This is a genomic window from Pseudomonas sp. LBUM1662, from assembly GCF_059695915.1.
Genome location: NZ_CP166793.1, coordinates 6028892 through 6055236 on the forward strand (window position 1 = coordinate 6028892; position 26345 = coordinate 6055236).

General features: G+C 54.4%; 17 protein-coding genes, 6 tRNA genes and 3 rRNA genes. All 26 read right to left on the reverse strand.

Annotation, left to right across the window (positions count from 1 at the left end; genetic code table 11):
- Positions 1 to 2 precede the first annotated feature (2 nt).
- The 26 genes from rplC to ACA049_RS27640 all read right to left on the reverse strand — a co-directional run bounded on the left by rplC (position 3) and on the right by ACA049_RS27640 (position 25820).
- Positions 3 to 638: a 50S ribosomal protein L3 gene (gene rplC, locus ACA049_RS27515; RefSeq protein WP_003186059.1), complete on the reverse strand. Its 636-nt coding sequence runs from the start codon at positions 636 to 638 to the stop codon at positions 3 to 5.
- An 80-nt stretch (positions 639 to 718) separates the two neighbouring features.
- Positions 719 to 1030 (reverse strand): 30S ribosomal protein S10, encoded by a 312-nt coding sequence (gene rpsJ, locus ACA049_RS27520; RefSeq protein ID WP_003186070.1) that lies wholly within the window; start codon positions 1028 to 1030, stop codon positions 719 to 721.
- A 156-nt stretch (positions 1031 to 1186) separates the two neighbouring features.
- The gene (gene tuf, locus ACA049_RS27525) at positions 1187 to 2380 is read right to left on the reverse strand and encodes an elongation factor Tu (RefSeq protein ID WP_007896660.1); all 1194 of its coding nucleotides are present in this window, start codon (positions 2378 to 2380) and stop codon (positions 1187 to 1189) included.
- A gap of 31 nt (positions 2381 to 2411) precedes the next feature.
- Complete coding sequence (fusA, locus tag ACA049_RS27530) at positions 2412 to 4517, reverse strand: elongation factor G (protein ID WP_438662389.1); 2106 nt, start codon at positions 4515 to 4517, stop codon at positions 2412 to 2414.
- A gap of 30 nt (positions 4518 to 4547) precedes the next feature.
- The gene (gene rpsG / locus ACA049_RS27535; protein WP_002555493.1) at positions 4548 to 5018 is read right to left on the reverse strand and encodes a 30S ribosomal protein S7; all 471 of its coding nucleotides are present in this window, start codon (positions 5016 to 5018) and stop codon (positions 4548 to 4550) included.
- Positions 5019 to 5136: 118 nt separating this feature from the next.
- Positions 5137 to 5508, reverse strand: a complete 372-nt coding sequence (rpsL, locus tag ACA049_RS27540; RefSeq protein ID WP_002555494.1) for a 30S ribosomal protein S12 — start codon at positions 5506 to 5508, stop codon at positions 5137 to 5139.
- Between the two features lie 216 nt (positions 5509 to 5724).
- Positions 5725 to 9924, reverse strand: a complete 4200-nt coding sequence (gene rpoC, locus ACA049_RS27545; protein WP_007896632.1) for a DNA-directed RNA polymerase subunit beta' — start codon at positions 9922 to 9924, stop codon at positions 5725 to 5727.
- Positions 9925 to 9988: 64 nt separating this feature from the next.
- Entirely contained in the window at positions 9989 to 14062 is a 4074-nt protein-coding gene (gene rpoB, locus ACA049_RS27550; protein WP_010467260.1) for a DNA-directed RNA polymerase subunit beta, read from the reverse strand.
- 220 nt (positions 14063 to 14282) lie between these two features.
- Positions 14283 to 14648: a 50S ribosomal protein L7/L12 gene (gene rplL, locus ACA049_RS27555; protein WP_010467258.1), complete on the reverse strand. Its 366-nt coding sequence runs from the start codon at positions 14646 to 14648 to the stop codon at positions 14283 to 14285.
- A gap of 80 nt (positions 14649 to 14728) precedes the next feature.
- Complete coding sequence (gene rplJ, locus ACA049_RS27560) at positions 14729 to 15229, reverse strand: 50S ribosomal protein L10 (RefSeq protein WP_008145489.1); 501 nt, start codon at positions 15227 to 15229, stop codon at positions 14729 to 14731.
- 198 nt (positions 15230 to 15427) lie between these two features.
- Positions 15428 to 16123: a 50S ribosomal protein L1 gene (gene rplA / locus ACA049_RS27565; protein WP_007896626.1), complete on the reverse strand. Its 696-nt coding sequence runs from the start codon at positions 16121 to 16123 to the stop codon at positions 15428 to 15430.
- The gene (gene rplK / locus ACA049_RS27570; protein WP_003210097.1) at positions 16123 to 16554 is read right to left on the reverse strand and encodes a 50S ribosomal protein L11; all 432 of its coding nucleotides are present in this window, start codon (positions 16552 to 16554) and stop codon (positions 16123 to 16125) included. The genes rplA and rplK overlap by 1 nt, the downstream gene beginning before the upstream one ends.
- Before the next feature lie 117 nt (positions 16555 to 16671).
- A complete protein-coding gene (nusG, locus tag ACA049_RS27575; protein WP_007896622.1) occupies positions 16672 to 17205 on the reverse strand; it encodes a transcription termination/antitermination protein NusG in 534 nt (177 codons plus the stop codon).
- Between the two features lie 9 nt (positions 17206 to 17214).
- Entirely contained in the window at positions 17215 to 17583 is a 369-nt protein-coding gene (secE, locus tag ACA049_RS27580; RefSeq protein ID WP_008145488.1) for a preprotein translocase subunit SecE, read from the reverse strand.
- A gap of 45 nt (positions 17584 to 17628) precedes the next feature.
- A tRNA-Trp gene (locus tag ACA049_RS27585) sits at positions 17629 to 17704 on the reverse strand.
- Positions 17705 to 17877: 173 nt separating this feature from the next.
- Positions 17878 to 17953: transfer RNA gene (locus tag ACA049_RS27590), tRNA-Thr, on the reverse strand.
- A 28-nt stretch (positions 17954 to 17981) separates the two neighbouring features.
- Positions 17982 to 18055 (reverse strand) — tRNA-Gly (locus ACA049_RS27595).
- 24 nt (positions 18056 to 18079) lie between these two features.
- Positions 18080 to 18164: transfer RNA gene (locus tag ACA049_RS27600), tRNA-Tyr, on the reverse strand.
- A 142-nt stretch (positions 18165 to 18306) separates the two neighbouring features.
- Positions 18307 to 18747, reverse strand: coding sequence for a hypothetical protein (locus ACA049_RS27605; protein WP_497331272.1), 441 nt, complete (start codon positions 18745 to 18747; stop codon positions 18307 to 18309).
- Positions 18748 to 18754: 7 nt separating this feature from the next.
- Positions 18755 to 19504 carry a pantothenate kinase gene (locus ACA049_RS27610; RefSeq protein ID WP_497331274.1) on the reverse strand — a complete coding sequence of 250 codons (750 nt, stop codon included), beginning with the start codon at positions 19502 to 19504 and terminating at the stop codon, positions 18755 to 18757.
- Positions 19494 to 20453: a bifunctional biotin--[acetyl-CoA-carboxylase] ligase/biotin operon repressor BirA gene (birA, locus tag ACA049_RS27615; protein WP_497331276.1), complete on the reverse strand. Its 960-nt coding sequence runs from the start codon at positions 20451 to 20453 to the stop codon at positions 19494 to 19496. Before birA ends, ACA049_RS27610 begins: the two co-directional genes overlap by 11 nt.
- A gap of 135 nt (positions 20454 to 20588) precedes the next feature.
- Positions 20589 to 20704 (reverse strand): 5S ribosomal RNA (rrf, locus tag ACA049_RS27620).
- 173 nt (positions 20705 to 20877) lie between these two features.
- A 23S ribosomal RNA gene (locus ACA049_RS27625) occupies positions 20878 to 23769 on the reverse strand.
- Between the two features lie 249 nt (positions 23770 to 24018).
- Positions 24019 to 24094: transfer RNA gene (locus tag ACA049_RS27630), tRNA-Ala, on the reverse strand.
- 28 nt (positions 24095 to 24122) lie between these two features.
- Positions 24123 to 24199 (reverse strand) — tRNA-Ile (locus ACA049_RS27635).
- Between the two features lie 82 nt (positions 24200 to 24281).
- A 16S ribosomal RNA gene (locus ACA049_RS27640) occupies positions 24282 to 25820 on the reverse strand.
- The 16S, 23S and 5S rRNA genes sit together here with 2 tRNA genes alongside, the layout of an rRNA operon.
- Positions 25821 to 26345: the final 525 nt, after the last annotated feature.

Genomic DNA, 26345 nt, shown 5'->3' on the forward strand with positions numbered 1-26345 from the left:
CCTTAACCGCGAGCCTTGGCTGCTGGACGTACAACCAAGTTGCCGCCAGTAGCGCCAGGAACAGCGCCCTTGACCAACAACAGATTGCGTTCAGCGTCCACGCGCACTACTTCGAGGGACTGCACGGTCACGCGCTCAGCGCCCATATGACCGGACATTTTTTTGCCCTTGAATACACGACCAGGAGTCTGGCACTGGCCGATAGAGCCTGGAACGCGGTGGGACACGGAGTTACCGTGGGTATTATCTTGCCCGCGGAAGTTCCAACGCTTGATCGTACCCTGGAAGCCTTTACCCTTGGACTGACCGGTTACATCAACCAGTTGACCAGCGGCGAAGATTTCAGCGTTGATCAGATCGCCGGCCTGGTACTCGCCTTCTTCAAGGCGGAATTCCATTACGGTACGACCAGCGGCAACGTTCGCTTTAGCGAAGTGGCCAGCTTGAGCAGCTGTAACACGCGAAGCACGACGCTCGCCTACAGTGACTTGCACTGCACGATAGCCATCGGTCTCTTCAGTTTTGAACTGGGTGACGCGATTCGGCTCGATCTCAATGACCGTGACCGGAATGGAGACACCTTCTTCGGTGAAAATACGGGTCATACCGCATTTACGACCGACTACACCAATAGTCATGTTGTAAACCTCATGAGTGTACGGGGCTTTCACCCGCTATGGCCGCCCATTTCAGAGCGTTACACGACTAAGACCGAGTCTTAGCCGAGGCTGATCTGTACTTCCACACCGGCCGCAAGATCAAGCTTCATAAGAGCATCAACGGTTTTATCCGTTGGCTGGACGATGTCCAGAACGCGCTTATGAGTACGGATCTCGTACTGGTCACGCGCGTCTTTGTTGACGTGCGGGGAGACCAGAACGGTGAACCGCTCTTTACGGGTAGGCAGTGGAATTGGACCACGCACTTGAGCACCAGTACGTTTCGCGGTTTCCACGATTTCCTGGGTGGATTGGTCGATCAGGCGATGGTCAAAAGCCTTCAACCTGATACGGATTTGCTGATTTTGCATTGGATTTCAGACTCCGGCTGCTATTCCCACCGAGCGCAATACGCCCGTTAAAAGGAGGCGCAATTCTATAGACGCCCCATATAGGTGTCAACCCAATAAAAAAGCCCCCGCTAAGCGGGGGCTTCTTCAATTCATCAAAGCTTACTCAAAAAGAGCTTACTCGATGATTTTGGCTACGACGCCAGCGCCGACGGTACGACCGCCTTCACGGATAGCGAAACGCAGACCGTCTTCCATTGCGATGGTTTTGATCAGGGTGACAACCATTTTGATGTTGTCGCCTGGCATTACCATTTCAACGCCTTCCGGCAGTTCGCAGTTACCAGTCACGTCAGTAGTACGGAAGTAGAACTGTGGACGGTAGCCTTTGAAGAACGGAGTGTGACGACCGCCTTCTTCTTTGCTCAGAACGTAGACTTCAGCTTCGAACTTGGTGTGCGGCTTAACCGAACCTGGCTTAACCAGAACCTGGCCACGCTCAACGTCGTCACGCTTGGTACCACGCAGCAGAACGCCGCAGTTCTCGCCAGCACGACCTTCGTCGAGCAGCTTACGGAACATTTCAACACCGGTGCAGGTGGTGACGGTAGTGTCACGCAGACCAACGATTTCCAGTGGATCCTGAACCTTGACGATACCGCGCTCGATACGGCCAGTTACAACAGTACCGCGACCGGAGATCGAGAATACGTCTTCGATTGGCATCAGGAACGGCTTGTCGATAACACGAACTGGATCTGGAATGTAGCTGTCCAGAGTCTCAACCAGTTTACGAACGGCAGTGGTGCCCATTTCGTTGTCGTCTTGGCCGTTCAGAGCCATCAGAGCCGAACCGATGATGATCGGAGTGTCGTCACCTGGGAAGTCGTAAGTGCTCAGCAGATCGCGCACTTCCATCTCAACCAGTTCCAGCAGCTCAGCGTCGTCAACCATGTCAGCCTTGTTCAGGAAGACAACGATGTACGGAACGCCAACCTGACGGGACAGCAGGATGTGCTCACGGGTTTGTGGCATCGGACCATCAGCGGCCGAGCAAACCAGAATAGCGCCGTCCATCTGAGCAGCACCGGTGATCATGTTCTTCACATAGTCAGCGTGACCTGGGCAGTCAACGTGAGCGTAGTGACGGATCAGCGAGTTGTATTCAACGTGCGCGGTGTTGATGGTGATACCACGAGCCTTTTCTTCCGGAGCGCTGTCGATCTTGTCGAAAGCAACAACGGCCGAACCGAAAACTTCGGAGCAGACGCGAGTCAGAGCAGCGGTCAGCGTGGTTTTACCGTGGTCGACGTGACCGATGGTGCCAACGTTGACGTGCGGGAGGGTACGGTCAAATTTTTCTTTAGCCACGACAATTAACTCCTAGCCTAAAGGGGCTGAATCAGCCTTGTTTTTTGGTAACGGTTTCGACGATGTGCGACGGAGCCGTATTGTATTTTTTGAATTCCATAGAGTAGCTTGCGCGACCTTGGGACATGGAACGGACGTCAGTTGCATAACCGAACATCTCGCCCAGCGGAACTTCGGCACGAATTACTTTGCCGGAGACCGTGTCTTCCATACCCAGGATCATGCCGCGACGACGGTTAAGGTCGCCCATCACGTCACCCATATAGTCTTCAGGTGTAACAACCTCTACCGCCATGATCGGCTCGAGCAACTCACCACCGCCCTTCTGGGCCAGTTGCTTGGTCGCCATGGAAGCAGCCACCTTAAACGCCATCTCGTTGGAGTCGACGTCATGGTAGGAACCATCAAACACGGTAGCCTTCAGGCCGATCAGCGGATAGCCGGCAACAACGCCGTTCTTCATCTGCTCTTCGATACCCTTCTGGATAGCCGGGATGTATTCCTTAGGAACCACACCACCCACCACTTCGTTCAGGAATTGCAGACCTTCCTGACCTTCGTCAGCAGGAGCAAAACGAATCCAGCAATGACCGAACTGGCCACGACCGCCGGACTGACGAACGAACTTGCCTTCGATTTCGCAACTCTTCGTGATGCGCTCACGGTACGAAACTTGAGGCTTACCGATGTTGGCTTCGACGTTGAACTCACGGCGCATCCGGTCAACCAGGATGTCCAAGTGCAACTCGCCCATGCCGGAGATGATCGTTTGACCAGTCTCTTCATCAGTTTTGACGCGGAAAGACGGGTCTTCCTGAGCAAGTTTGCCCAGTGCGATACCCATTTTTTCCTGGTCATCCTTGGTCTTAGGCTCTACGGCAACCGAGATAACCGGCTCCGGGAAGTCCATGCGAACCAGGATGATTGGCTTGTCAGCGTTGCACAAAGTCTCACCAGTGGTGACGTCCTTCATGCCGATCAAGGCCGCGATGTCACCAGCGCGTACTTCCTTGATTTCTTCACGGGCGTTTGCGTGCATTTGCACCATACGACCCACGCGCTCTTTCTTGCCTTTAACCGAGTTGATCACACCGTCGCCGGAGGCCAACACGCCCGAGTAAACTCGAACAAAGGTCAAGGTACCCACGAATGGGTCGGTGGCAATTTTGAATGCCAGAGCGGAGAACGGTTCGTTGTCGTCTGCATGACGCTCCAGATCGATAGTCTCGTCATCCGGGTCAGTACCCTTGATGGCAGGAATATCAACAGGCGCAGGCAGGTAGTCGATAACGGCGTCGAGAACCAGGGGAACGCCCTTGTTCTTGAAGGAAGAACCGCAAACAGCCAGAACGATCTCACCAGCGATAGTACGCTGACGCAGAGCGGCCTTGATTTCCGCGTTGGTGAGTTCTTCACCTTCGAGGTACTTGTTCATCAGCTCTTCGCTGGCTTCGGCCGCAGCCTCAACCATGTTGCCGCGCCACTCGTCAGCCAGTTCCTGCAGTTCAGCAGGGATAGGCTTGCGAACTGGAACCATGCCTTTGTCAGCGTCGTTCCAGTAAACAGCTTCCATGGACATCAGGTCGATCTGACCCTGGAAGTTGTCTTCGGAACCGATAGCCAACTGGATTGGAACCGGGGTGTGACCCAGACGCTGCTTGATCTGACCGATCACGCGCAGGAAGTTCGCACCAGCACGGTCCATCTTGTTTACGTAAACAAGACGTGGAACGCCGTATTTGTTGGCTTGACGCCATACGGTTTCCGACTGAGGCTCAACACCCGAGGTGCCGCAGAACACAACGACCGCGCCGTCGAGAACACGCAGGGAACGTTCAACTTCAATAGTGAAGTCAACGTGGCCCGGGGTGTCGATGACGTTGAAGCGGTATTGGTCCTTGTGCTGCTTCTCGGAACCCTGCCAGAAGGCGGTAATGGCAGCAGAAGTAATGGTAATACCACGCTCCTGCTCCTGAACCATCCAGTCTGTGGTCGCGGCGCCGTCATGCACCTCGCCCATTTTGTGACTTTTGCCAGTGTAAAAAAGGACGCGCTCGGTGGTGGTGGTTTTACCAGCATCCACGTGAGCAACGATACCAATGTTACGGTAGCGATTAATCGGTGTAGTACGAGCCATAAAGCCCTCGCAAAATTAGTGACGCTAAAATTAGAAGCGGTAGTGCGAGAAAGCCTTGTTGGCTTCAGCCATACGGTGCACGTCTTCACGCTTCTTAACTGCAGCACCTTTGCCTTCAGCAGCGTCCAACAGTTCGCCAGCCAAACGCAGAGCCATAGACTTCTCGCCGCGCTTGCGGGCGAAGTCTACCAACCAGCGCATTGCCAGAGCGTTACGACGGGACGGACGAACTTCGACCGGAACCTGGTAAGTAGCACCGCCTACACGGCGCGACTTTACTTCGACCAGCGGAGCGATGGCGTCGAGAGCTTTCTCGAAGATTTCCAGGGGATCGCTGTTCTTGCGTTCTTTAACCTTTTCCAGCGCGCCATAAACGATACGCTCGGCAACGGCTTTCTTGCCGCTTTCCATCACGTGGTTCATGAACTTGGCCAGGATCTGGCTGCCGTATTTTGGATCGTCAAGCACTTCGCGCTTGGCTGCTACGCGTCTTCTTGGCATGGATAAGCCCTCAAACGGTCTTCAGGTTCGCTCGGAATCGGTGCCCTTTCGGGACGCCTCCGACCTTACTCTTATCGACTCAGAAAAATAGAAAATCAGTTCTTACAAAAAGCCACTACTACTTAGGCTTCTTGGTACCGTACTTCGAACGACCTTGGTTACGACCTTTAACGCCGGAAGTATCCAAAGAGCCGCGAACGGTGTGGTAACGAACACCTGGCAAGTCTTTTACACGGCCGCCACGGATCAGTACGACGCTGTGCTCTTGCAGGTTGTGGCCTTCACCGCCGATGTACGAGGAAACCTCGAAACCGTTGGTCAGACGCACACGGCATACTTTACGCAGTGCCGAGTTAGGTTTTTTCGGCGTGGTGGTATACACACGGGTGCATACGCCACGACGTTGCGGGCAGTTCTGCAGCGCAGGCACGTCGGATTTCTCGACGATACGCTTACGCGGCTGACGTACCAGCTGGTTGATAGTTGCCATCTACTAGCTCCACTGTTGTCTTGCGACGCTATTGTCTTGCAAGAAAAGCAAAATGGCAGGAACGAATTCCCGCCAAATTTAGGGGTACAAGAGTCTAAAGAGGATCTTGTCCCCAGTCAAGGCAAGGCCCCGACCTCCCCGCTCATCCAACCTCGACAAATTGTCTCGATTCGATGAACGGAGCGGCCAGGGCCTTACGCTCATTTACCGCAGAACTCAGTTACCGCTCGAGTTCAGCGCTTCGGTCAGTGCAGCTTCCACTTCACTGGCGCTTACGCGCAACGGTTTGTCAGCATCACGGCGGCGCTTGCGCTCGCTGTGGTAAGCCAGACCGGTACCAGCCGGGATCAGACGACCCACGACCACGTTTTCTTTCAGGCCGCGCAGGTAATCGCGCTTGCCGGTTACCGCCGCTTCGGTCAGTACGCGAGTGGTTTCCTGGAAGGAAGCCGCCGAGATGAACGATTCGGTGGACAACGACGCCTTGGTGATACCCAACAGCACGCGAGTGAACTTGGAAACGAATTTCTCGTCGCCAGCCAGACGCTCGTTCTCTACCAGAACGTGAGTCAATTCCATCTGGTCGCCCTTGATGAAACTGGAATCGCCGGATTCAGCGATTTCAACTTTACGCAGCATCTGACGCAGGATGGTCTCGATGTGCTTGTCGTTGATCTTCACGCCTTGCAGACGGTAAACGTCCTGGATCTCGTTCACGATGTACTTGGCCAGCGCACTCACACCCAGCAAACGCAGGATGTCGTGTGGATCGCTCGGGCCGTCGGAGATAACTTCGCCGCGGTTTACCTGTTCGCCTTCGAAGACGTTCAGGTGACGCCACTTCGGAATCAGCTCTTCGTACGGATCGCTACCGTCGTTCGGGGTGATAACCAGACGGCGCTTGCCTTTGGTCTCTTTACCGAACGCGATGGTGCCGCTGACTTCAGCCAGAATCGAGGCTTCTTTCGGACGACGGGCTTCGAACAAGTCGGCAACACGCGGCAGACCACCGGTGATGTCACGGGTCTTCGAAGTCTCTTGCGGAATACGAGCGATAACATCACCGATCGCGATTTTCGCACCATCCGCAACACCGACGAGGGCGTTGGCTGGCAGGAAGTACTGAGCGATAACGTCAGTGCCTGGCAGCAACAGATCCTTGCCGTTGTCATCAACCATCTTCACAGCAGGACGGATATCTTTACCGGCAGCTGGACGGTCTTTGGCGTCGAGTACTTCAATGTTGGTCATACCGGTCAATTCGTCAGTCTGACGCTTGATCGTGATGCCTTCTTCCATGCCCACGTAGGTCACGGTACCTTTCATTTCGGTAACGATTGGGTGAGTGTGCGGATCCCACTTGGCCACGATTGCGCCAGCGTCGACCTTGTCACCTTCTTTAACCGAAATAACAGCACCGTACGGCAGCTTGTAGCGCTCGCGCTCACGACCGAAGTCATCAGCGATTGCCAGCTCACCGGAACGGGACACAGCAACCAGGCAGCCATCCACTCGCTCAACGTGCTTCAAGTTGTGCAGACGAACGGTACCGCCATTCTTCACCTGAACGCTGTCCGCAGCGGAGGTCCGGCTTGCCGCACCACCGATGTGGAACGTACGCATGGTCAGCTGGGTACCCGGCTCACCGATGGACTGGGCAGCGATAACGCCGACCGCTTCACCGATGTTCACCTGGTGACCACGAGCCAAGTCACGGCCGTAGCACTTGGCGCAGATGCCGTAGCGGGTTTCGCAGCTGATCGGCGAACGCACGATCACTTCGTCGATGCTGTTCAGCTCGATGAACTCGACCCACTTCTCGTCTACCAGCGTACCGGCAGGAACGATGATTTCTTCGGTACCTGGCTTGAACACGTCACGGGCAATGACACGACCCAATACGCGCTCACCCAACGGCTCAACAACGTCACCGCCTTCAATGTGCGGAGTCATTACCAGGCCATGTTCGGTGCCGCAATCGATCTCGGTCACAACCAGATCCTGCGCCACGTCTACCAGACGACGAGTCAGGTAACCGGAGTTCGCAGTTTTCAACGCGGTATCCGCCAAACCTTTACGAGCACCGTGAGTGGAGATGAAGTACTGAAGTACGCTCAAACCTTCACGGAAGTTCGCAGTAATCGGCGTTTCGATGATGGAACCGTCCGGCTTGGCCATCAGGCCACGCATACCGGCGAGCTGACGGATCTGCGCAGCAGAACCCCGTGCGCCCGAGTCGGCCATCATGTACATCGAGTTGAAGGACTCTTGGTCGACTTCGACGCCATGACGGTCGATGACTTTCTCTTTCGAGAGGTTGGCCATCATCGCCTTGGAAACTTCGTCGTTCGCCTTGGACCAAAGGTCGATCACTTTGTTGTACTTCTCGCCCTGGGTTACCAGGCCGGAGGCGTACTGACTTTCGATCTCTTTCACTTCGTCGGTAGCAGCACCGATGATGCGGGCTTTTTCATCCGGGATAACGAAGTCGTTAACACCGATGGAAACGCCGGAAATGGTCGAATAGGCAAAACCGGTGTACATCAACTGGTCAGCGAAGATCACGGTCTCTTTCAAACCAACCACGCGGTAGCACTGGTTGATCAGCTTGGAGATCGCCTTTTTCTTCATCGGCTGGTTGACGACGTCGTACGACAGGCCAGGTGGAACAACCTGGAACAACAGCGCACGGCCGACAGTGGTGTCGACGATACGGGTGTTCTTGACGCTGCCACCATCACGATCGTTGACGGTTTCGTTGATCCGCACTTTGACCTTGGCGTGCAGTGCGGCTTCGCCGGCACGGAACACACGGTCAACTTCCTGCAGATCCGCGAACACACGACCTTCGCCCTTGGCGTTGATCGCTTCACGAGTCATGTAGTACAGACCCAATACAACGTCCTGCGACGGAACGATGATTGGCTCACCGTTGGCTGGCGACAGAATGTTGTTGGTCGACATCATCAACGCACGCGCTTCCAGCTGGGCTTCCAGTGTCAGCGGTACGTGCACGGCCATTTGGTCGCCGTCGAAGTCGGCGTTGTACGCAGCACAGACCAGAGGGTGCAGCTGGATAGCCTTGCCTTCGATCAGTACCGGTTCAAACGCCTGGATACCCAGACGGTGAAGGGTCGGTGCACGGTTGAGGAGAACCGGGTGTTCACGGATCACTTCAGCGAGAACGTCCCAAACCTCTGGCAGCTCGCGCTCGACCATTTTCTTGGCGGCTTTGATGGTGGTCGCGAGACCACGCATTTCCAGCTTGCCGAAAATGAACGGCTTGAACAGCTCGAGAGCCATTTTCTTCGGCAGACCGCACTGGTGCAGACGCAGGGTCGGACCTACGGTAATTACCGAACGACCGGAGTAGTCAACACGCTTACCGAGCAAGTTCTGACGGAAACGACCTTGTTTACCCTTGATCATGTCAGCCAGGGATTTCAGAGGACGCTTGTTCGAACCGGTGATAGCGCGGCCACGACGACCGTTGTCGAGCAGTGCGTCGACGGCTTCCTGCAACATACGCTTTTCGTTGCGCACGATGATGTCCGGAGCGGACAGATCAAGCAGGCGCTTCAAGCGGTTGTTACGGTTGATCACTCGACGATACAGATCGTTGAGGTCGGAAGTCGCGAAGCGACCGCCATCCAGCGGGACCAGTGGACGCAGATCTGGCGGCAGAACCGGCAGAACGGTCAGCACCATCCATTCTGGAAGGTTGCCGGAACCCTGGAAGGCTTCCATCAACTTCAGACGCTTGGACAGCTTCTTGATTTTGGTTTCGGAGTTGGTTTGCGGAATTTCTTCACGCAGGCGGCCAATCTCGTGTTCCAGGTCGATAGCGTGCAGCAGTTCGCGGACAGCCTCGGCACCCATGCGGGCATCGAAATCGTCGCCGAACTCTTCCAGCGCTTCGAAGTACTGCTCGTCGTTCAGCAGCTGACCTTTTTCAAGGGTGGTCATGCCTGGATCGATAACGACATAGCTCTCGAAGTAGAGAACGCGTTCGATATCACGCAGGGTCATGTCCATCAGCAAGCCGATACGCGACGGCAGCGATTTCAGGAACCAGATGTGGGCAACTGGCGAGGCCAGTTCGATGTGCGCCATGCGCTCACGACGAACTTTGGCCAGCGCGACTTCAACGCCGCACTTCTCGCAGATCACACCACGGTGCTTCAAGCGCTTGTACTTACCGCACAGGCACTCGTAATCCTTTACCGGGCCAAAGATCTTGGCGCAGAACAGGCCGTCACGCTCAGGTTTGAACGTACGGTAGTTGATGGTTTCCGGCTTTTTAACTTCACCGAACGACCACGAACGGATCATCTCAGGCGATGCCAATCCAATACGGATGGCGTCGAACTCTTCGACTTGACCCTGGTTTTTCAGCAAATTCAGTAGGTCTTTCAAGGCCTTTCCTCCTGGCGGAGCAGAGAGCGGGCAATCCTGCCCCGCTCTCGATTCGCGTCACGTGTTATTCGGTTTCCAGATCGATATCGATGCCGAGGGAACGAATTTCCTTGATCAACACGTTGAAAGACTCGGGCATGCCCGGCTCCATACGGTGATCGCCATCCACGATGTTTTTGTACATCTTGGTACGGCCGTTCACATCGTCCGACTTCACTGTGAGCATTTCTTGCAGAGTGTAAGCAGCACCGTATGCTTCCAGTGCCCAGACCTCCATCTCCCCGAAACGCTGACCACCGAACTGCGCCTTACCACCCAGCGGCTGCTGGGTAACCAGGCTGTACGAACCGGTAGAACGAGCGTGCATCTTGTCGTCTACCAAGTGGTTCAGCTTCAGCATGTACATGTAGCCAACAGTAACCGGGCGCTCGAACTTGTTGCCGGTACGGCCGTCGGTCAGCTGCATCTGGCCGCTTTCTGGCAGGTCTGCCAGTTTCAGCATGGCCTTGATTTCGCTTTCCTTGGCACCGTCGAACACTGGAGTGGCCATTGGAACGCCGCCACGCAGGTTCTTCGCCAGATCCAGGATTTCCTGGTCGGAGAAGCTATCCAGATCTTCGTTACGACCGCCGATCTGGTTGTAGATCTCGTCGAGGAATTTACGAAGCTCAGCAACTTTGCGCTGCTCTTCGATCATCCGGTTGATCTTCTCGCCCAGACCTTTAGCCGCGAGGCCGAGGTGGGTTTCAAGGATCTGACCAACGTTCATACGCGAAGGTACGCCCAACGGGTTGAGGACGACGTCGACCGGGGTGCCATTGGCATCGTGCGGCATGTCTTCAACCGGCATGATCACGGAGACCACACCTTTGTTACCGTGACGACCGGCCATCTTGTCGCCCGGCTGGATGCGGCGACGGATTGCCAGGTAAACCTTGACGATTTTCAGCACGCCTGGAGCCAGGTCATCGCCCTGCTGCAGTTTGCGCTTCTTGTCTTCGAACTTGTCGTCCAGCAGACGGCGGCGATCAACGATGTAGGCCTGAGCCTTCTCGAGCTGCTCGTTCAGAGCATCTTCAGCCATGCGCAGTTTGAACCACTGACCATGCTCAAGACCGTCGAGAACTTCGTCGGTGATGTCCTGACCTTTCTTCAGACCGGCGCCGCCTTCGGCTTTGTGGCCGACCAGAGCGGAACGCAGACGTTCGAAAGTGGCGCCTTCAACGATACGGAACTCTTCGTTCAGGTCCTTACGGATCTCGTCGAGTTGAGTCTTCTCGATCGACAGTGCACGAGCATCACGCTCAACGCCGTCGCGGGTGAAGACCTGTACGTCGATGACGGTACCCTTGGTGCCGGTAGGCACGCGCAGGGAGGTGTCTTTAACGTCGCTGGCTTTTTCACCGAAGATGGCACGCAGCAGTTTTTCTTCCGGAGTCAGTTGGGTCTCGCCTTTCGGAGTGACCTTACCTACCAGGATGTCGCCTGCGCCTACTTCAGCACCTACATAAACGATACCGGCTTCGTCCAGTTTGTTCAGTGCAGCTTCACCCACGTTCGGGATGTCTGCAGTGATTTCCTCTGGCCCAAGCTTGGTGTCACGTGCCACACAGGTCAGTTCCTGAATGTGGATCGTGGTGAAGCGATCTTCCTGAACCACACGCTCGGACAGGCAGATGGAGTCTTCGAAGTTGAAGCCGTTCCATGCCATGAACGCGATGCGCATGTTCTGACCCAGAGCCAGTTCACCCATATCGGTGGATGGACCGTCAGCCATGATGTCGCTGCGCTGAACCCGATCACCTTTACGCACCAGCGGACGCTGGTTGATGCAGGTGTTCTGGTTGGAGCGGGTGTACTTGGTCAGGTTGTAGATGTCGACACCAGCTTCGCCGGTTTCAACTTCGTCATCAGCAACACGAACCACGATACGGCTGGCGTCGACGGAATCGATCACGCCACCACGACGAGCCACGACGCAAACGCCGGAGTCACGGGCTACGTTACGCTCCATGCCGGTACCGACCAGCGGCTTGTCAGCGCGCAGGGTTGGTACAGCTTGACGCTGCATGTTCGAACCCATCAACGCACGGTTGGCGTCGTCGTGCTCGAGGAACGGGATCAGCGACGCTGCAACCGAAACTACCTGCTTCGGCGATACGTCCATCAAGGTGACGTCTTCCGGCGCCTTGACGGTGAACTCGTTCAAGTGACGAACAGCTACCAGCTCGTCGATCAGGACTTTCTTGTCGTTCATCGTGGCCGAAGCCTGAGCGATTACGTGATCAGCTTCTTCGATGGCGGACAGGAACACGATCTCGTCGGTGACCAGAGCGTCTTTCACCACACGGTACGGGCTCTCGAGGAAGCCGTACTGGTTGGTGCGCGCATAAGCGGCCAGGGAGTTGATCAGACCGATGTTCGGACCTTCCGGCGTTTCAATCGGGCATACACGACCGTAGTGAGTCGGGTGTACGTCACGAACTTCGAAGCCAGCACGCTCACGAGTCAAACCGCCAGGGCCGAGTGCAGACACACGACGCTTGTGGGTGATTTCGGACAGCGGGTTGTTCTGGTCCATGAACTGGGAAAGCTGGCTGGAACCGAAGAACTCTTTCACCGCCGCAGCCACTGGCTTGGCGTTGATCAGGTCTTGCGGCATCAGGCCTTCGCTTTCAGCCATCGACAGACGCTCTTTGACCGCACGCTCAACACGTACCAGGCCAACGCGGAACTGGTTCTCGGCCATTTCGCCTACGCAGCGAACACGACGGTTACCCAAGTGGTCGATGTCATCGACGATGCCTTTACCGTTACGGATGTCGACCAGAGTCTTCAGTACCGCGACGATGTCTTCCTTGCACAACACGCCCGAACCTTCGATTTCGGTACGACCGATACGACGGTTGAACTTCATCCGGCCGACCGCAGACAGGTCGTAGCGCTCAGGGCTGAAGAACAGGTTGTTGAACAGAGTCTCGGCAGCGTCTTTGGTTGGCGGCTCGCCTGGACGCATCATGCGATAGATCTCGACCAGCGCTTCCAATTGGTTGCTGGTGGAGTCGATCTTCAGGGTGTCGGAGACGAACGGACCGCAGTCGATGTCGTTGGTGTACAGAGTTTCGATGCGAACAACCTGGGCCTTGGCGATTTTCGCCAGGATTTCGGTGTTCAGCTCGGTGTTGCACTCTGCCAGGATTTCGCCGGTTGCCGGATGCACGATGGCCTTGGCGGTAGTGCGACCCAGGACGTAGTCCAGAGGCACTTCCAGGGTCTTGAGACCGGCTTTTTCGATCTGGTTGATGTGGCGCGCAGTAATACGGCGACCAGCCTCAACGATGACCTTGCCCTTCTCGTCCTGAATATCAAGTACAGCGATTTCACCACGCAGACGCGAAGCAATCAGTTCCAGGCTGAGGGTTTCGCCGCTCAGGTGGAAAACGTTGGTGGTGTAGAACGCGTCGAGCACTTCTTCAGTGGTATAGCCGAGCGCGCGCAGCAGTACCGATGCAGGCAGCTTGCGACGACGGTCGATACGCACGAACACGCAGTCTTTCGGGTCGAACTCGAAGTCCAGCCACGAACCGCGGTAAGGAATGATGCGCGCGGAGTACAGCAGTTTACCGGAGCTGTGCGTCTTGCCACGGTCGTGGTCGAAGAACACGCCCGGGGAACGGTGCAGCTGGGAAACGATTACACGCTCGGTACCGTTGATTACGAAGGTACCGTTTTCAGTCATCAGGGGGATTTCACCCATGTAGACTTCTTGCTCTTTAATGTCCTTGATCGCTTTGTTCGACGATTCTTTGTCGAAAATGATCAGGCGCACTTTTACCCGCAAAGGTACGGCGTAAGTCACACCGCGCAATACGCATTCTTTGACATCAAATGCCGGTTCGCCCAGGCGATAACCGACGTACTCCAGCGCAGCATTGCCGGAGTAGCTGATGATCGGGAAAACGGATTTGAAGGCCGCATGCAGGCCCACGTCGCGGAACTGATCTTTAGTCGCTCCCGCTTGCAAGAATTCACGATACGAATCCAGCTGGATGGCCAGGAGGTACGGCACATCCATGACGTCCGGCAACTTGCTAAAGTCCTTGCGGATACGTTTTTTCTCAGTATATGAGTAAGCCATCAGCGTTCCCCAGCTTGGTCACCTGCTTGTTTGGCCCCTCCCGACGGGAGCAGCCAGAAAATCGTGCAAACCCCATGGTTTGCGCCACCGCATCGGGTGGTTACAGCTCGTTACCAGCACCGACCCAGTCGGCTGCCAATAACGGAAAAAGGCCGGTGGCAAGAGCCACCAGCCATCAGCCTTTCGCTTAACGCTCGGGCTGGAGGAGCAAAGTCGATGCTTACTTCAGCTCGACTTTAGCGCCTGCTTCTTCCAGAGTGGCTTTGGCTTTGTCAGCTGCGTCTTTCGAAACAGCTTCCAGAACCATGCCAGGAGCGCCGTCAACTACTGCCTTGGCTTCTTTCAGGCCCAGACCGGTCAGTTCACGTACTGCCTTGATCACGTTAACTTTCTTCTCGCCAGCTTCCAGCAGCATGACGTTGAATTCAGTTTGTTCTTCAACAACAGCAGCGACAGCAGCTGGACCAGCGGAAGCAGCGGCAGCGGAAACGCCGAACTTCTCTTCCATGGCCTTGATCAGCTCAACGATTTCCAGAACGGATTTTTCGCCGATTGCTTCGATGATTTGGTCGTTAGTCAGAGACATGACTATAAATTCCTGTATTGGGGTGACAGCCTACGCGGCCATCGAAATAAACAATAAACGCTGAAAGGAGACGCTCAGCCTTAGGCTGCAGCAGCTTCTTTCTGGTCGCGAAGAGCCGCCAGAGTACGAGCCAATTTGCTGGTTGCGCCTTGAATCACGCTCATCAGCTGAGAAATTGCTTCGTCACGGGTCGGCAGGCTTGCCAGTACGTCGATCTGATTAGCCGCGAGGAACTTGCCCTCGAACGCAGCTGCCTTGATCTCGAACTTATCCTGACCTTTTGCGAACTCTTTGAAGATACGGGCAGCAGCACCCGGATGATCTTTGGAGAATGCAATCAAGGTCGGGCCAGTGAACACGTCGTTGAGCACGTCATATTGAGTGCCAGCAACGGCGCGCTTGAGCAGGGTGTTACGTACAACACGTACGTAAACGCCAGCTTCACGAGCCTCTTTACGGAGTCCGGTCATAGCGCCTACTGTTACGCCACGGGCATCAGCCACGACAGCGGACAGAGCAACTTGGGCAGCCTTGTTGACTTCAGCGACGATGGCCTTCTTGTCTTCAAGTTTAATTGCCACGGGAAAAACTCCTGCTTGTTACCGTTTCATCCAACCGAGGCCAGATGTCGTTTTGGTGTCTGATTCGGTAAGGAACCGGGAGCACCATCTGCGTAGGCTTGAGGTTTAAGACTTGCGTCGCCTACGGTCTTGGATAGCCCCCGCCAGGCAGGGACCCCAATCTTTCAATTGACGCAATCGCTTGCGCCAATCTGTGTCTTACGCGTCGAGCGAGCCTTGGTCGATGACCAGACCTGGACCCATGGTGGTGCTCAGGGTAACGCGCTTGACGTAAATGCCTTTCGAGGAAGCTGGCTTGATACGCTTCAGATCAGCGATCAGGGCTTCAACGTTTTCCTTCAGCTTGACGGCATCAAAGCCGACTTTGCCAACGGAGGTGTGAATGATGCCGTTTTTGTCGGTGCGATAACGAACCTGACCAGCCTTGGCGTTCTTAACCGCGGTAGCTACGTCTGGAGTTACGGTGCCGACTTTAGGGTTAGGCATCAGGCCGCGCGGGCCCAGGATCTGACCCAACTGACCCACAACGCGCATGGCATCCGGGGATGCGATTACGACGTCATAGTTCAGGTCGCCGCCTTTCATTTCGGCAGCCAGGTCGTCCATACCTACACGGTCAGCGCCGGCAGCCAGAGCGGCCTCAGCAGCTGGACCCTGGGTGAACACAGCTACGCGAACAGTCTTGCCAGTGCCGTGTGGCAGCACAGTAGCGCTACGAACAACCTGGTCAGATTTACGCGGGTCAACACCCAGGTTCACAGCAACGTCGAACGACTCGCTGAACTTGACAGTCGACAGCTCAGCCAGCAGAGCAGCAGCGTCTACAAAGTTGTAGGACTTGCCTGCTTCGATTTTGCCGGCGATAGCCTTTTGACGCTTGGTCAACTTAGCCATTACACACCCTCCACGTTAAGGCCCATGCTACGAGCAGAACCGGCGATAGTACGCACGGCTGCGTCCATATCAGCTGCAGTCAGATCCGCGTTTTTGGTTTTCGCGATTTCTTCCAGCTGAGCACGGGTCACGGTGCCAACCTTAACAGTGTTCGGACGAGCGGAACCGCTAGTCAGACCGGCCGCCTTCTTCAGCAGAACCGAAGCAGGGGTGGATTTGGTTTCGAAAGTGAAGCTACGGTCGCTGTAGACAGTGATGATCACTGGAGTCGGCAGACCTGGTTCAATACCCTGAGTACGGGCGTTGAAAGCCTTGCAGAATTCCATGATGTTCACGCCGTGCTGACCCAAAGCAGGACCAACAGGTGGGCTTGGGTTAGCCTGAGCGGCCTTCACTTGCAGCTTGATGTAAGCGGTAATCTTCTTGGCCATGAGGCACTCCAATTACGGGTTCGAACGCCTCGAAAGGCTCCCCGGTTACTTGCGCGTTTATCCCAGTGACGACAAAACCCCACAGCCTAGGGCTGCGGGGTTGGGATGCTTGCTCAGCTAGACCTTTTCGACCTGACTGAACTCTAACTCTACCGGAGTAGAGCGACCGAAAATGAGCACTGCCACTTGGATCCGGCTCTTTTCGTAGTTAACTTCTTCGACCGTGCCGGTGAAATCGGCAAACGGACCGTCATTGACGCGTACCGACTCGCCTGGCTCGAACAATGTCTTCGGCTTCGGCTTGTCACTACCATCAGCGACGCGACGCAGAATCGCTTCTGCCTCTTTATCTGTGATCGGCGCAGGCTTATCAGCGGTACCGCCGATGAAACCCATCACCCGAGGAGTATCCTTGACCAAGTGCCAAGTACCCTCATTCATGTCCATCTGAACCAGCACGTAACCTGGGAAGAACTTGCGCTCGCTTTTGCGTTTCTGGCCATTACGCATTTCAACCACTTCTTCAGTGGGAACCAGAATTTCGCCGAAGCCATCTTCCATGCCAGCCAGCTTTACGCGCTCTACTAACGAGCGCATGACATGCTTCTCGTAACCGGAGTAAGCATGCACAACGTACCAACGCTTAGCCACGGGACACCCTTAGCCGACAATCAAGGAAACAAGCCAGCCGAGCAGGGAATCAAGCCCCCACAACAGCAACGCCATAACCAGAACAACAGCCACAACAATCAGCGTGGTCTGCGTGGTTTCTTGGCGAGTTGGCCATACGACTTTACGAATTTCGGTGCGAGCTTCCTTGACCAGTACAAAGAAAGACTTGCCCTTGACTGTCTGCAGGCCTACAAAGGCAGCTACAGCAGCAATGGCAAGCAATGCAAGTACGCGATACAGGATCGGCGAAGCAGAGTAATACTGATTACCAACAACGCCAACAACCACCAAAGCGACTACTACAAGCCACTTGAGCAGATCGAAGCGAGAGCCTTGAGCTTCAGCTTTAGGAGTCATCTATGAAGATCCTGTGAAAAGAAAGCCAGACACACCAGGTGAATCTGGCAGGTCAGGAGGGAATCGAACCCCCAACCTACGGTTTTGGAGACCGTCGCTCTGCCAATTGAGCTACTGACCTAAAACAAAATCAGGCCGACCATTATGCCGGCCCGAAAAAGACATTACAACAACTTACTCGACAGCCTTGACTACAACACCAAAGCCAGCGCACGACCGCCTAGCAAAAAAACAACAAGACGCGATCGCAACCATTAAAACAAAGGCAGATATTTTCATATCTGCCTTGTTATATGGAGCTCTTGAGCGGATTTGAACCGCTGACCTCACCCTTACCAAGGGTGTGCTCTACCAACTGAGCTACAAGAGCGTAACGCTTTTTGCAGGACCTGCAAACTTGGAGCGGGTAGCGGGAATCGAACCCGCATCATCAGCTTGGAAGGCTGAGGTTCTACCACTAAACTATACCCGCGGAGCTTGCAGCTCTCGCTAAAAATGGTGGAGGGGGAAGGATTCGAACCTTCGAAGTCGTAGACGTCAGATTTACAGTCTGATCCCTTTGGCCGCTCGGGAACCCCTCCTAAGCGAGCCGGCATTCTATATCATGCCGACCTTCTGTCAAGCATTTTCTCATTAAAAACCTGAGGTTAGCTGCGTTGACATCGCTTTGCACTGTCGGCCGTTAAAGGTCTTCACTGCGAAGCGGGCGCCATTCTATGCAAACTATTCCGCAGGCGCAACCCCCTCGCAGGGCATTATTTTATGTTTTAACTCATTGAAATCTTTGGAAAGGTTAAGCAGCTGAAGATCGTCCACTAAACGCCGGCTTTCGGGCGCTACGCGGACCCAGTAGCCAGCAGAATCAGAAGAGTCTCTTGGCAAGGATTGAAACTTGATATCCATCCCACCCAATCGCCGCTCAGCGGCCAGGGCGGTCTCTTGACGAGTGAAGCCACCCAAATAGAGACACCCGCTGTCCGCAGATGCCGACTTTCCTTTCTCACGAGCCGTGTCAGTCGCCTCGCTCAACAAGCGGATGTCCTGCTGCGATCCTCGGTACAGACTCAAGGGCGTTACATCTTTCGCACGCAGCGGCGCCTCTTGTTGATGCCAGATGTAATAGAAGACATTGAGCACAAACAGCAGCAGGAACAACCAACGCATAAAAACCTCAAGACAAAGGACATGCCATCGCCAGACCTACGAACACCAGGTCTGGAACCAGCCTGGCATCGGGCACGATTTCAGAGACGAGCGCTGCATCACCTCCGGTTAGGAATACAGCAAAATCTTCTCCCCAGTAGCTACGGGCCACTTCCAGCTGAGTCAGGACGAACCCCCTCAACATAAGCGAACACCCTCGCTCAACCGCCTCGACTGTTGTGCGGCCAGGTGCAAGGCTTTCCAGCGCGCGCTCGGCAGCAATATCGCCATAGCGAATCTTGCGGGTATGGGTTCGTAACTGGTTGCGCATCAAAGGCATTCCAGGGCAAATAAACCCACCAAGATGCTCTCCATCTCCCGCAATGAAATCAGCGGTCACTGCGGTGCCGAAATCGAGCACCAGGCATGCTCCTGAGGCCAGGCTAAATCCACCAAGCATCGCCAGCCAGCGATCAAGCCCCAACCGCTCGAAGTCCTCATATCCATTTCGAACGCCAGCCATTTCACGCGCCGGCGCCACGCACATCGCGGACACAGAGAACGCTTTCGCCAGCAGAGATGTCAACGCAGCAGTCTCTTCGGTCGTTCTGACACTGACGAGTCGGCACTGCTTGAGGGCGAGCCCTTTGAGCCCATTCAGGCTTTCCAGCAATGCGAGATCCGAATCCACCACGCCCTCACCAAACACCCGCTTGGCATCTGCATGGAGAACCCGCCACTTTATGAAACTGTTTCCGCAGTCGAGCTCAAGAATCATCACGCAACCTCAGGCTCAGCTCACCACCACTAAATACTTTTTCCACACCATTTACCTTCAAGCGCAAGGCACCCTGACTGTCGATACCCAACACTTCGCCATCTATCCGGTTAACGCCTGCAATCAACGAAACTGCCCGCCCTTGCCAAAGATGGTTCTGCTCCCATTCCCGCTGGATGGCGGAAAACCCATCGATCTGGTGGCGAGCCAGATACCGCTGAAGCATCAAGCCTAACTGCGCGACAAGGTGATTGCGATCAAACACCCTGCCCGACTCTAGCCGCACGGATGTCCATTGCTGATCAATTTCATCGGTCGACTGCATGTTCACATTAATTCCAACACCCAACACCACGTGACACACATCAGCGGGATCCCCCACCAACTCGAGCAATATTCCGGCAATCTTTTTCTGGCCAACCAAAACATCGTTGGGCCACTTTAAGCCCGCGCCCGGAATACCGAGATCTCGCAACGCCTGCATGACAGCAAGTCCAACCACAAGGCTCAAGCCTTCGAGCTGACGCATGCCACCCTCGATGCGCAATACGAGGCTGTAATAGATGTTTTCCGCGAAAGGACTCGCCCAATTGCGACCGCGTCGGCCGCGTCCCGCAGTCTGACGCTCGGAGAGCACCAGAAATGGCGCAGCCTGACCACGCTCAATTGCGCGCAAGGCTTCAGCGTTAGTAGAGTCAATTGAGTCGAAGAGCAGAATAGGCCAGTCGCACGAGGGCGCCTGTTCTTTTATGTCGGCAGGATCAAGCAGCGTCAATGGCGAAGCCAGTTGATAGCCACGACCGCGCACCTTGTGGATGGACAAGCCGAGCTCAGCTTCTAAATGCTGTAGCTGCTTCCATACCGCACTACGACTGATCCCCAAGGCGATGCCCAGGGCCTGACCCGAATGGAACTTGCCATCCTTAAGAAGCTTTAACAACGTCAGCATGCAAGTCTCGCCTCACAATGAGGCCCGCATGATAGCCATGCCCCGAGCCGTTGCATAGAAACCCCGAGCGCCAGATTTTCCTGCGGACAAAAACAAAACCCCAACTGCTTTCGCAATTGGGGTTTCGGAATTTAATCTTGACGATGACCTACTCTCACATGGGGAAACCCCACACTACCATCGGCGATGCATCGTTTCACTGCTGAGTTCGGGATGGGATCAGGTGGTTCCAATGCTCTATGGTCGTCAAGAAATTCGGTAGCCAGGTCGTGGGCCCTTGCGGGTTCACGCTCCAGCGAATGGGTATGTGATAGATCGGGTGTTTTGTGAGCTCTCGAACTTTCGGTTCGTTTCGTCTTCACACACCGCAATCTGGTGCTCTTTCGCTTTTGGGCTCGAAGCAAGCAAATTGCTTGGGTGTTATATGGTCAAGCCTCACGGGCAATTAGTATTGGTTAGCTCAACGCCTCACAGCGCTTACACACCCAACCTATCAACGTCGTAGTCTTCGACGGCCCTTCAGGGGACTCAAGGTCCCAGTGAGATCTCATCTTGAGGCTAGTTTCCCGCTTAGATGCTTTCAGCGGTTATCTATTCCGAACATAGCTACCCGGCAATGCCACTGGCGTGACAACCGGAACACCAGAGGTTCGTCCACTCCGGTCCTCTCGTACTAGGAGCAGCCCCTCTCAAATCTCAAACGTCCACGGCAGATAGGGACCGAACTGTCTCACGACGTTCTAAACCCAGCTCGCGTACCACTTTAAATGGCGAACAGCCATACCCTTGGGACCGGCTTCAGCCCCAGGATGTGATGAGCCGACATCGAGGTGCCAAACACCGCCGTCGATATGAACTCTTGGGCGGTATCAGCCTGTTATCCCCGGAGTACCTTTTATCCGTTGAGCGATGGCCCTTCCATACAGAACCACCGGATCACTAAGACCTACTTTCGTACCTGCTCGACGTGTCTGTCTCGCAGTCAAGCGCGCTTTTGCCTTTATACTCTACGACCGATTTCCGACCGGTCTGAGCGCACCTTCGTACTCCTCCGTTACTCTTTAGGAGGAGACCGCCCCAGTCAAACTACCCACCATACACTGTCCTCGATCCGGATAACGGACCTGAGTTAGAACCTCAAAGTTGCCAGGGTGGTATTTCAAGGTTGGCTCCACGCGAACTGGCGTCCACGCTTCAAAGCCTCCCACCTATCCTACACAAGCAAATTCAAAGTCCAGTGCAAAGCTATAGTAAAGGTTCACGGGGTCTTTCCGTCTAGCCGCGGATACACTGCATCTTCACAGCGATTTCAATTTCACTGAGTCTCGGGTGGAGACAGCGCCGCCATCGTTACGCCATTCGTGCAGGTCGGAACTTACCCGACAAGGAATTTCGCTACCTTAGGACCGTTATAGTTACGGCCGCCGTTTACCGGGGCTTCGATCAAGAGCTTCGCGTTAGCTAACCCCATCAATTAACCTTCCGGCACCGGGCAGGCGTCACACCCTATACGTCCACTTTCGTGTTTGCAGAGTGCTGTGTTTTTAATAAACAGTCGCAGCGGCCTGGTATCTTCGACCGGCATGGGCTTACGCAGTAAATGCTTCACCCTCACCGGCGCACCTTCTCCCGAAGTTACGGTGCCATTTTGCCTAGTTCCTTCACCCGAGTTCTCTCAAGCGCCTTGGTATTCTCTACCCAACCACCTGTGTCGGTTTGGGGTACGGTTCCTGGTTACCTGAAGCTTAGAAGCTTTTCTTGGAAGCATGGCATCAACCACTTCGTGTTCTAAAAGAACACTCGTCATCAGCTCTCGGCCTTAGAATCCCGGATTTACCTAAGATTCCAGCCTACCACCTTAAACTTGGACAACCAACGCCAAGCTGGCCTAGCCTTCTCCGTCCCTCCATCGCAATAACCAGAAGTACAGGAATATTAACCTGTTTTCCATCGACTACGCTTTTCAGCCTCGCCTTAGGGACCGACTAACCCTGCGTCGATTAACGTTGCGCAGGAAACCTTGGTCTTTCGGCGTGGGTGTTTTTCACACCCATTGTCGTTACTCATGTCAGCATTCGCACTTCTGATACCTCCAGCAAGCTTCTCAACTCACCTTCACAGGCTTACAGAACGCTCCTCTACCGCATCACCTAAGTGATACCCGTAGCTTCGGTGTATGGTTTGAGCCCCGTTACATCTTCCGCGCAGGCCGACTCGACTAGTGAGCTATTACGCTTTCTTTAAAGGGTGGCTGCTTCTAAGCCAACCTCCTAGCTGTCTAAGCCTTCCCACATCGTTTCCCACTTAACCATAACTTTGGGACCTTAGCTGACGGTCTGGGTTGTTTCCCTTTTCACGACGGACGTTAGCACCCGCCGTGTGTCTCCCATGCTCGGCACTTGTAGGTATTCGGAGTTTGCATCGGTTTGGTAAGTCGGGATGACCCCCTAGCCGAAACAGTGCTCTACCCCCTACAGTGATACATGAGGCGCTACCTAAATAGCTTTCGAGGAGAACCAGCTATCTCCGAGCTTGATTAGCCTTTCACTCCGATCCACAGGTCATCCGCTAACTTTTCAACGGTAGTCGGTTCGGTCCTCCAGTTAGTGTTACCCAACCTTCAACCTGCCCATGGATAGATCGCCCGGTTTCGGGTCTATTCCCAGCGACTAGACGCCCTATTAAGACTCGCTTTCGCTACGCCTCCCCTATTCGGTTAAGCTCGCCACTGAAAATAAGTCGCTGACCCATTATACAAAAGGTACGCAGTCACCCAACAAAGTGGGCTCCCACTGCTTGTACGCATACGGTTTCAGGATCTATTTCACTCCCCTCTCCGGGGTTCTTTTCGCCTTTCCCTCACGGTACTAGTTCACTATCGGTCAGTCAGTAGTATTTAGCCTTGGAGGATGGTCCCCCCATATTCAGACAAAGTTTCTCGTGCTCCGTCCTACTCGATTTCATGACTAAGAGATTTTCGCGTACAGGGCTATCACCCACTATGGCCGCACTTTCCAGAGCGTTCCGCTAATCTCAAAGCCACTTAAGGGCTAGTCCCCGTTCGCTCGCCACTACTAAGGGAATCTCGGTTGATTTCTTTTCCTCAGGGTACTTAGATGTTTCAGTTCCCCTGGTTCGCCTCTTAAGCCTATGTATTCAGCTTAAGATAACCATCTTATGATGGCTGGGTTCCCCCATTCAGACATCTCCGGATCAAAGTCTGTTTGCCGACTCCCCGAAGCTTTTCGCAGGCTACCACGTCTTTCATCGCCTCTGACTGCCAAGGCATCCACCGTATGCGCTTCTTCACTTGACCATATAACCCCAAGCAATCTGGTTATACTGTGAAGACGACATTCGCCGAAAATTCGATCACGCTCAATTAAGAGCCACTCACAAATTTTACCTTAGCCTGATCCGTTACCAGTGAAAGTAACGTTCAGTCTATCTTTCTATCACATACCCAAATTTTTAAAGAACGATCTAGCCAAAGACTAGAAATCAACATTCACCATCATCACGATGGAATGCTCATTTCTAAGCTTTCAACAAACAGAAGCAGTAGTGGTGGAGCCAAACGGGATCGAACCGTTGACCTCCTGCGTGCAAGGCAGGCGCTCTCCCAGCTGAGCTATGGCCCCGTATTGCTACAGGTTCCCACACAAAAATTGGTGGGTCTGGGCAGATTCGAACTGCCGACCTCACCCTTATCAGGGGTGCGCTCTAACCAACTGAGCTACAGACCCAATTTCGGGCTGCTTCTTATCGTCTTCTTCAATGAATCAAGCAATTCGTGTGGGAACTTATGGAGCAGCTGATGTCGTCGATTAAGGAGGTGATCCAGCCGCAGGTTCCCCTACGGCTACCTTGTTACGACTTCACCCCAGTCATGAATCACACCGTGGTAACCGTCCTCCCGAAGGTTAGACTAGCTACTTCTGGTGCAACCCACTCCCATGGTGTGACGGGCGGTGTGTACAAGGCCCGGGAACGTATTCACCGCGACATTCTGATTCGCGATTACTAGCGATTCCGACTTCACGCAGTCGAGTTGCAGACTGCGATCCGGACTACGATCGGTTTTCTGGGATTAGCTCCACCTCGCGGCTTGGCAACCCTCTGTACCGACCATTGTAGCACGTGTGTAGCCCAGGCCGTAAGGGCCATGATGACTTGACGTCATCCCCACCTTCCTCCGGTTTGTCACCGGCAGTCTCCTTAGAGTGCCCACCATGACGTGCTGGTAACTAAGGACAAGGGTTGCGCTCGTTACGGGACTTAACCCAACATCTCACGACACGAGCTGACGACAGCCATGCAGCACCTGTCTCAATGTTCCCGAAGGCACCAATCCATCTCTGGAAAGTTCATTGGATGTCAAGGCCTGGTAAGGTTCTTCGCGTTGCTTCGAATTAAACCACATGCTCCACCGCTTGTGCGGGCCCCCGTCAATTCATTTGAGTTTTAACCTTGCGGCCGTACTCCCCAGGCGGTCAACTTAATGCGTTAGCTGCGCCACTAAGAGCTCAAGGCTCCCAACGGCTAGTTGACATCGTTTACGGCGTGGACTACCAGGGTATCTAATCCTGTTTGCTCCCCACGCTTTCGCACCTCAGTGTCAGTATCAGTCCAGGTGGTCGCCTTCGCCACTGGTGTTCCTTCCTATATCTACGCATTTCACCGCTACACAGGAAATTCCACCACCCTCTACCATACTCTAGCTTGTCAGTTTTGAATGCAGTTCCCAGGTTGAGCCCGGGGATTTCACATCCAACTTAACAAACCACCTACGCGCGCTTTACGCCCAGTAATTCCGATTAACGCTTGCACCCTCTGTATTACCGCGGCTGCTGGCACAGAGTTAGCCGGTGCTTATTCTGTCGGTAACGTCAAAACACTTACGTATTAGGTAAATGCCCTTCCTCCCAACTTAAAGTGCTTTACAATCCGAAGACCTTCTTCACACACGCGGCATGGCTGGATCAGGCTTTCGCCCATTGTCCAATATTCCCCACTGCTGCCTCCCGTAGGAGTCTGGACCGTGTCTCAGTTCCAGTGTGACTGATCATCCTCTCAGACCAGTTACGGATCGTCGCCTTGGTGAGCCATTACCTCACCAACTAGCTAATCCGACCTAGGCTCATCTGATAGCGCAAGGCCCGAAGGTCCCCTGCTTTCTCCCGTAGGACGTATGCGGTATTAGCGTCCGTTTCCGAGCGTTATCCCCCACTACCAGGCAGATTCCTAGGCATTACTCACCCGTCCGCCGCTCGCCACCAGGTACAAGTACCCGTGCTGCCGCTCGACTTGCATGTGTTAGGCCTGCCGCCAGCGTTCAATCTGAGCCATGATCAAACTCTTCAGTTCAAACATCTTTGGGTTTTTAAGAAACCCTAAACTTGGCTCAGCAATCGTTGGTTACATCTTTGATTTCTCGCGGAGTAACTTGTGATGCTGATAATCTTGTTGACTATCAGTCTGACTCCACAAGCACCCACACGAATTGCTTGATTCAGTTGTTAAAGAGCGGTTGGTTAAGATCTTTCGTCTCAACCGAGGCGCGCATTCTACAGCAGCCTCTGTTGCTGTCAAGTGGTTATTTTCAGAAGTTTTCAAAGTTTCCTTTGCAACTTCAACCACTTGCGCTTTCGATCTCTCGTTAGCGGGAGGCGAATTCTACAGCGTTACTCGCTGCTGTCAACACCTCTTTTTCTCCGCTTTCGACCGAGAAGATCGAAACGTCTATAAGGCCAAACCCACCTGCCTTACCGACTCCTTCTGGGCTTCGATGACCTGAAGCAACTCGCTGTCGAAAACTGCGTAACTCTTTGTTTACCAAGGAGTTTTCCGTTTCGACTGCGCCGGAAGTGGGGCGAATTATAGACTTCCAGA

Coding starts and splice junctions, on each gene's coding strand:
- rplC (WP_003186059.1), bottom strand. CDS start 638: ATGACTATTGGTGTAGTCGGTCGTAAATGCGGTATGACCCGTATTTTC.
- rpsJ (WP_003186070.1), bottom strand. CDS start 1,030: ATGCAAAATCAGCAAATCCGTATCAGGTTGAAGGCTTTTGACCATCGC.
- fusA (WP_438662389.1), bottom strand. CDS start 4,517: ATGGCTCGTACTACACCGATTAATCGCTACCGTAACATTGGTATCGTT.
- rpsG (WP_002555493.1), bottom strand. CDS start 5,018: ATGCCAAGAAGACGCGTAGCAGCCAAGCGCGAAGTGCTTGACGATCCA.
- rpsL (WP_002555494.1), bottom strand. CDS start 5,508: ATGGCAACTATCAACCAGCTGGTACGTCAGCCGCGTAAGCGTATCGTC.
- rpoB (WP_010467260.1), bottom strand. CDS start 14,062: ATGGCTTACTCATATACTGAGAAAAAACGTATCCGCAAGGACTTTAGC.
- rplL (WP_010467258.1), bottom strand. CDS start 14,648: ATGTCTCTGACTAACGACCAAATCATCGAAGCAATCGGCGAAAAATCC.
- rplA (WP_007896626.1), bottom strand. CDS start 16,123: ATGGCTAAGTTGACCAAGCGTCAAAAGGCTATCGCCGGCAAAATCGAA.
- rplK (WP_003210097.1), bottom strand. CDS start 16,554: ATGGCCAAGAAGATTACCGCTTACATCAAGCTGCAAGTGAAGGCCGCT.
- secE (WP_008145488.1), bottom strand. CDS start 17,583: ATGACTCCTAAAGCTGAAGCTCAAGGCTCTCGCTTCGATCTGCTCAAG.
- ACA049_RS27605 (WP_497331272.1), bottom strand. CDS start 18,747: ATGCGTTGGTTGTTCCTGCTGCTGTTTGTGCTCAATGTCTTCTATTAC.
- ACA049_RS27610 (WP_497331274.1), bottom strand. CDS start 19,504: ATGATTCTTGAGCTCGACTGCGGAAACAGTTTCATAAAGTGGCGGGTT.
- birA (WP_497331276.1), bottom strand. CDS start 20,453: ATGCTGACGTTGTTAAAGCTTCTTAAGGATGGCAAGTTCCATTCGGGT.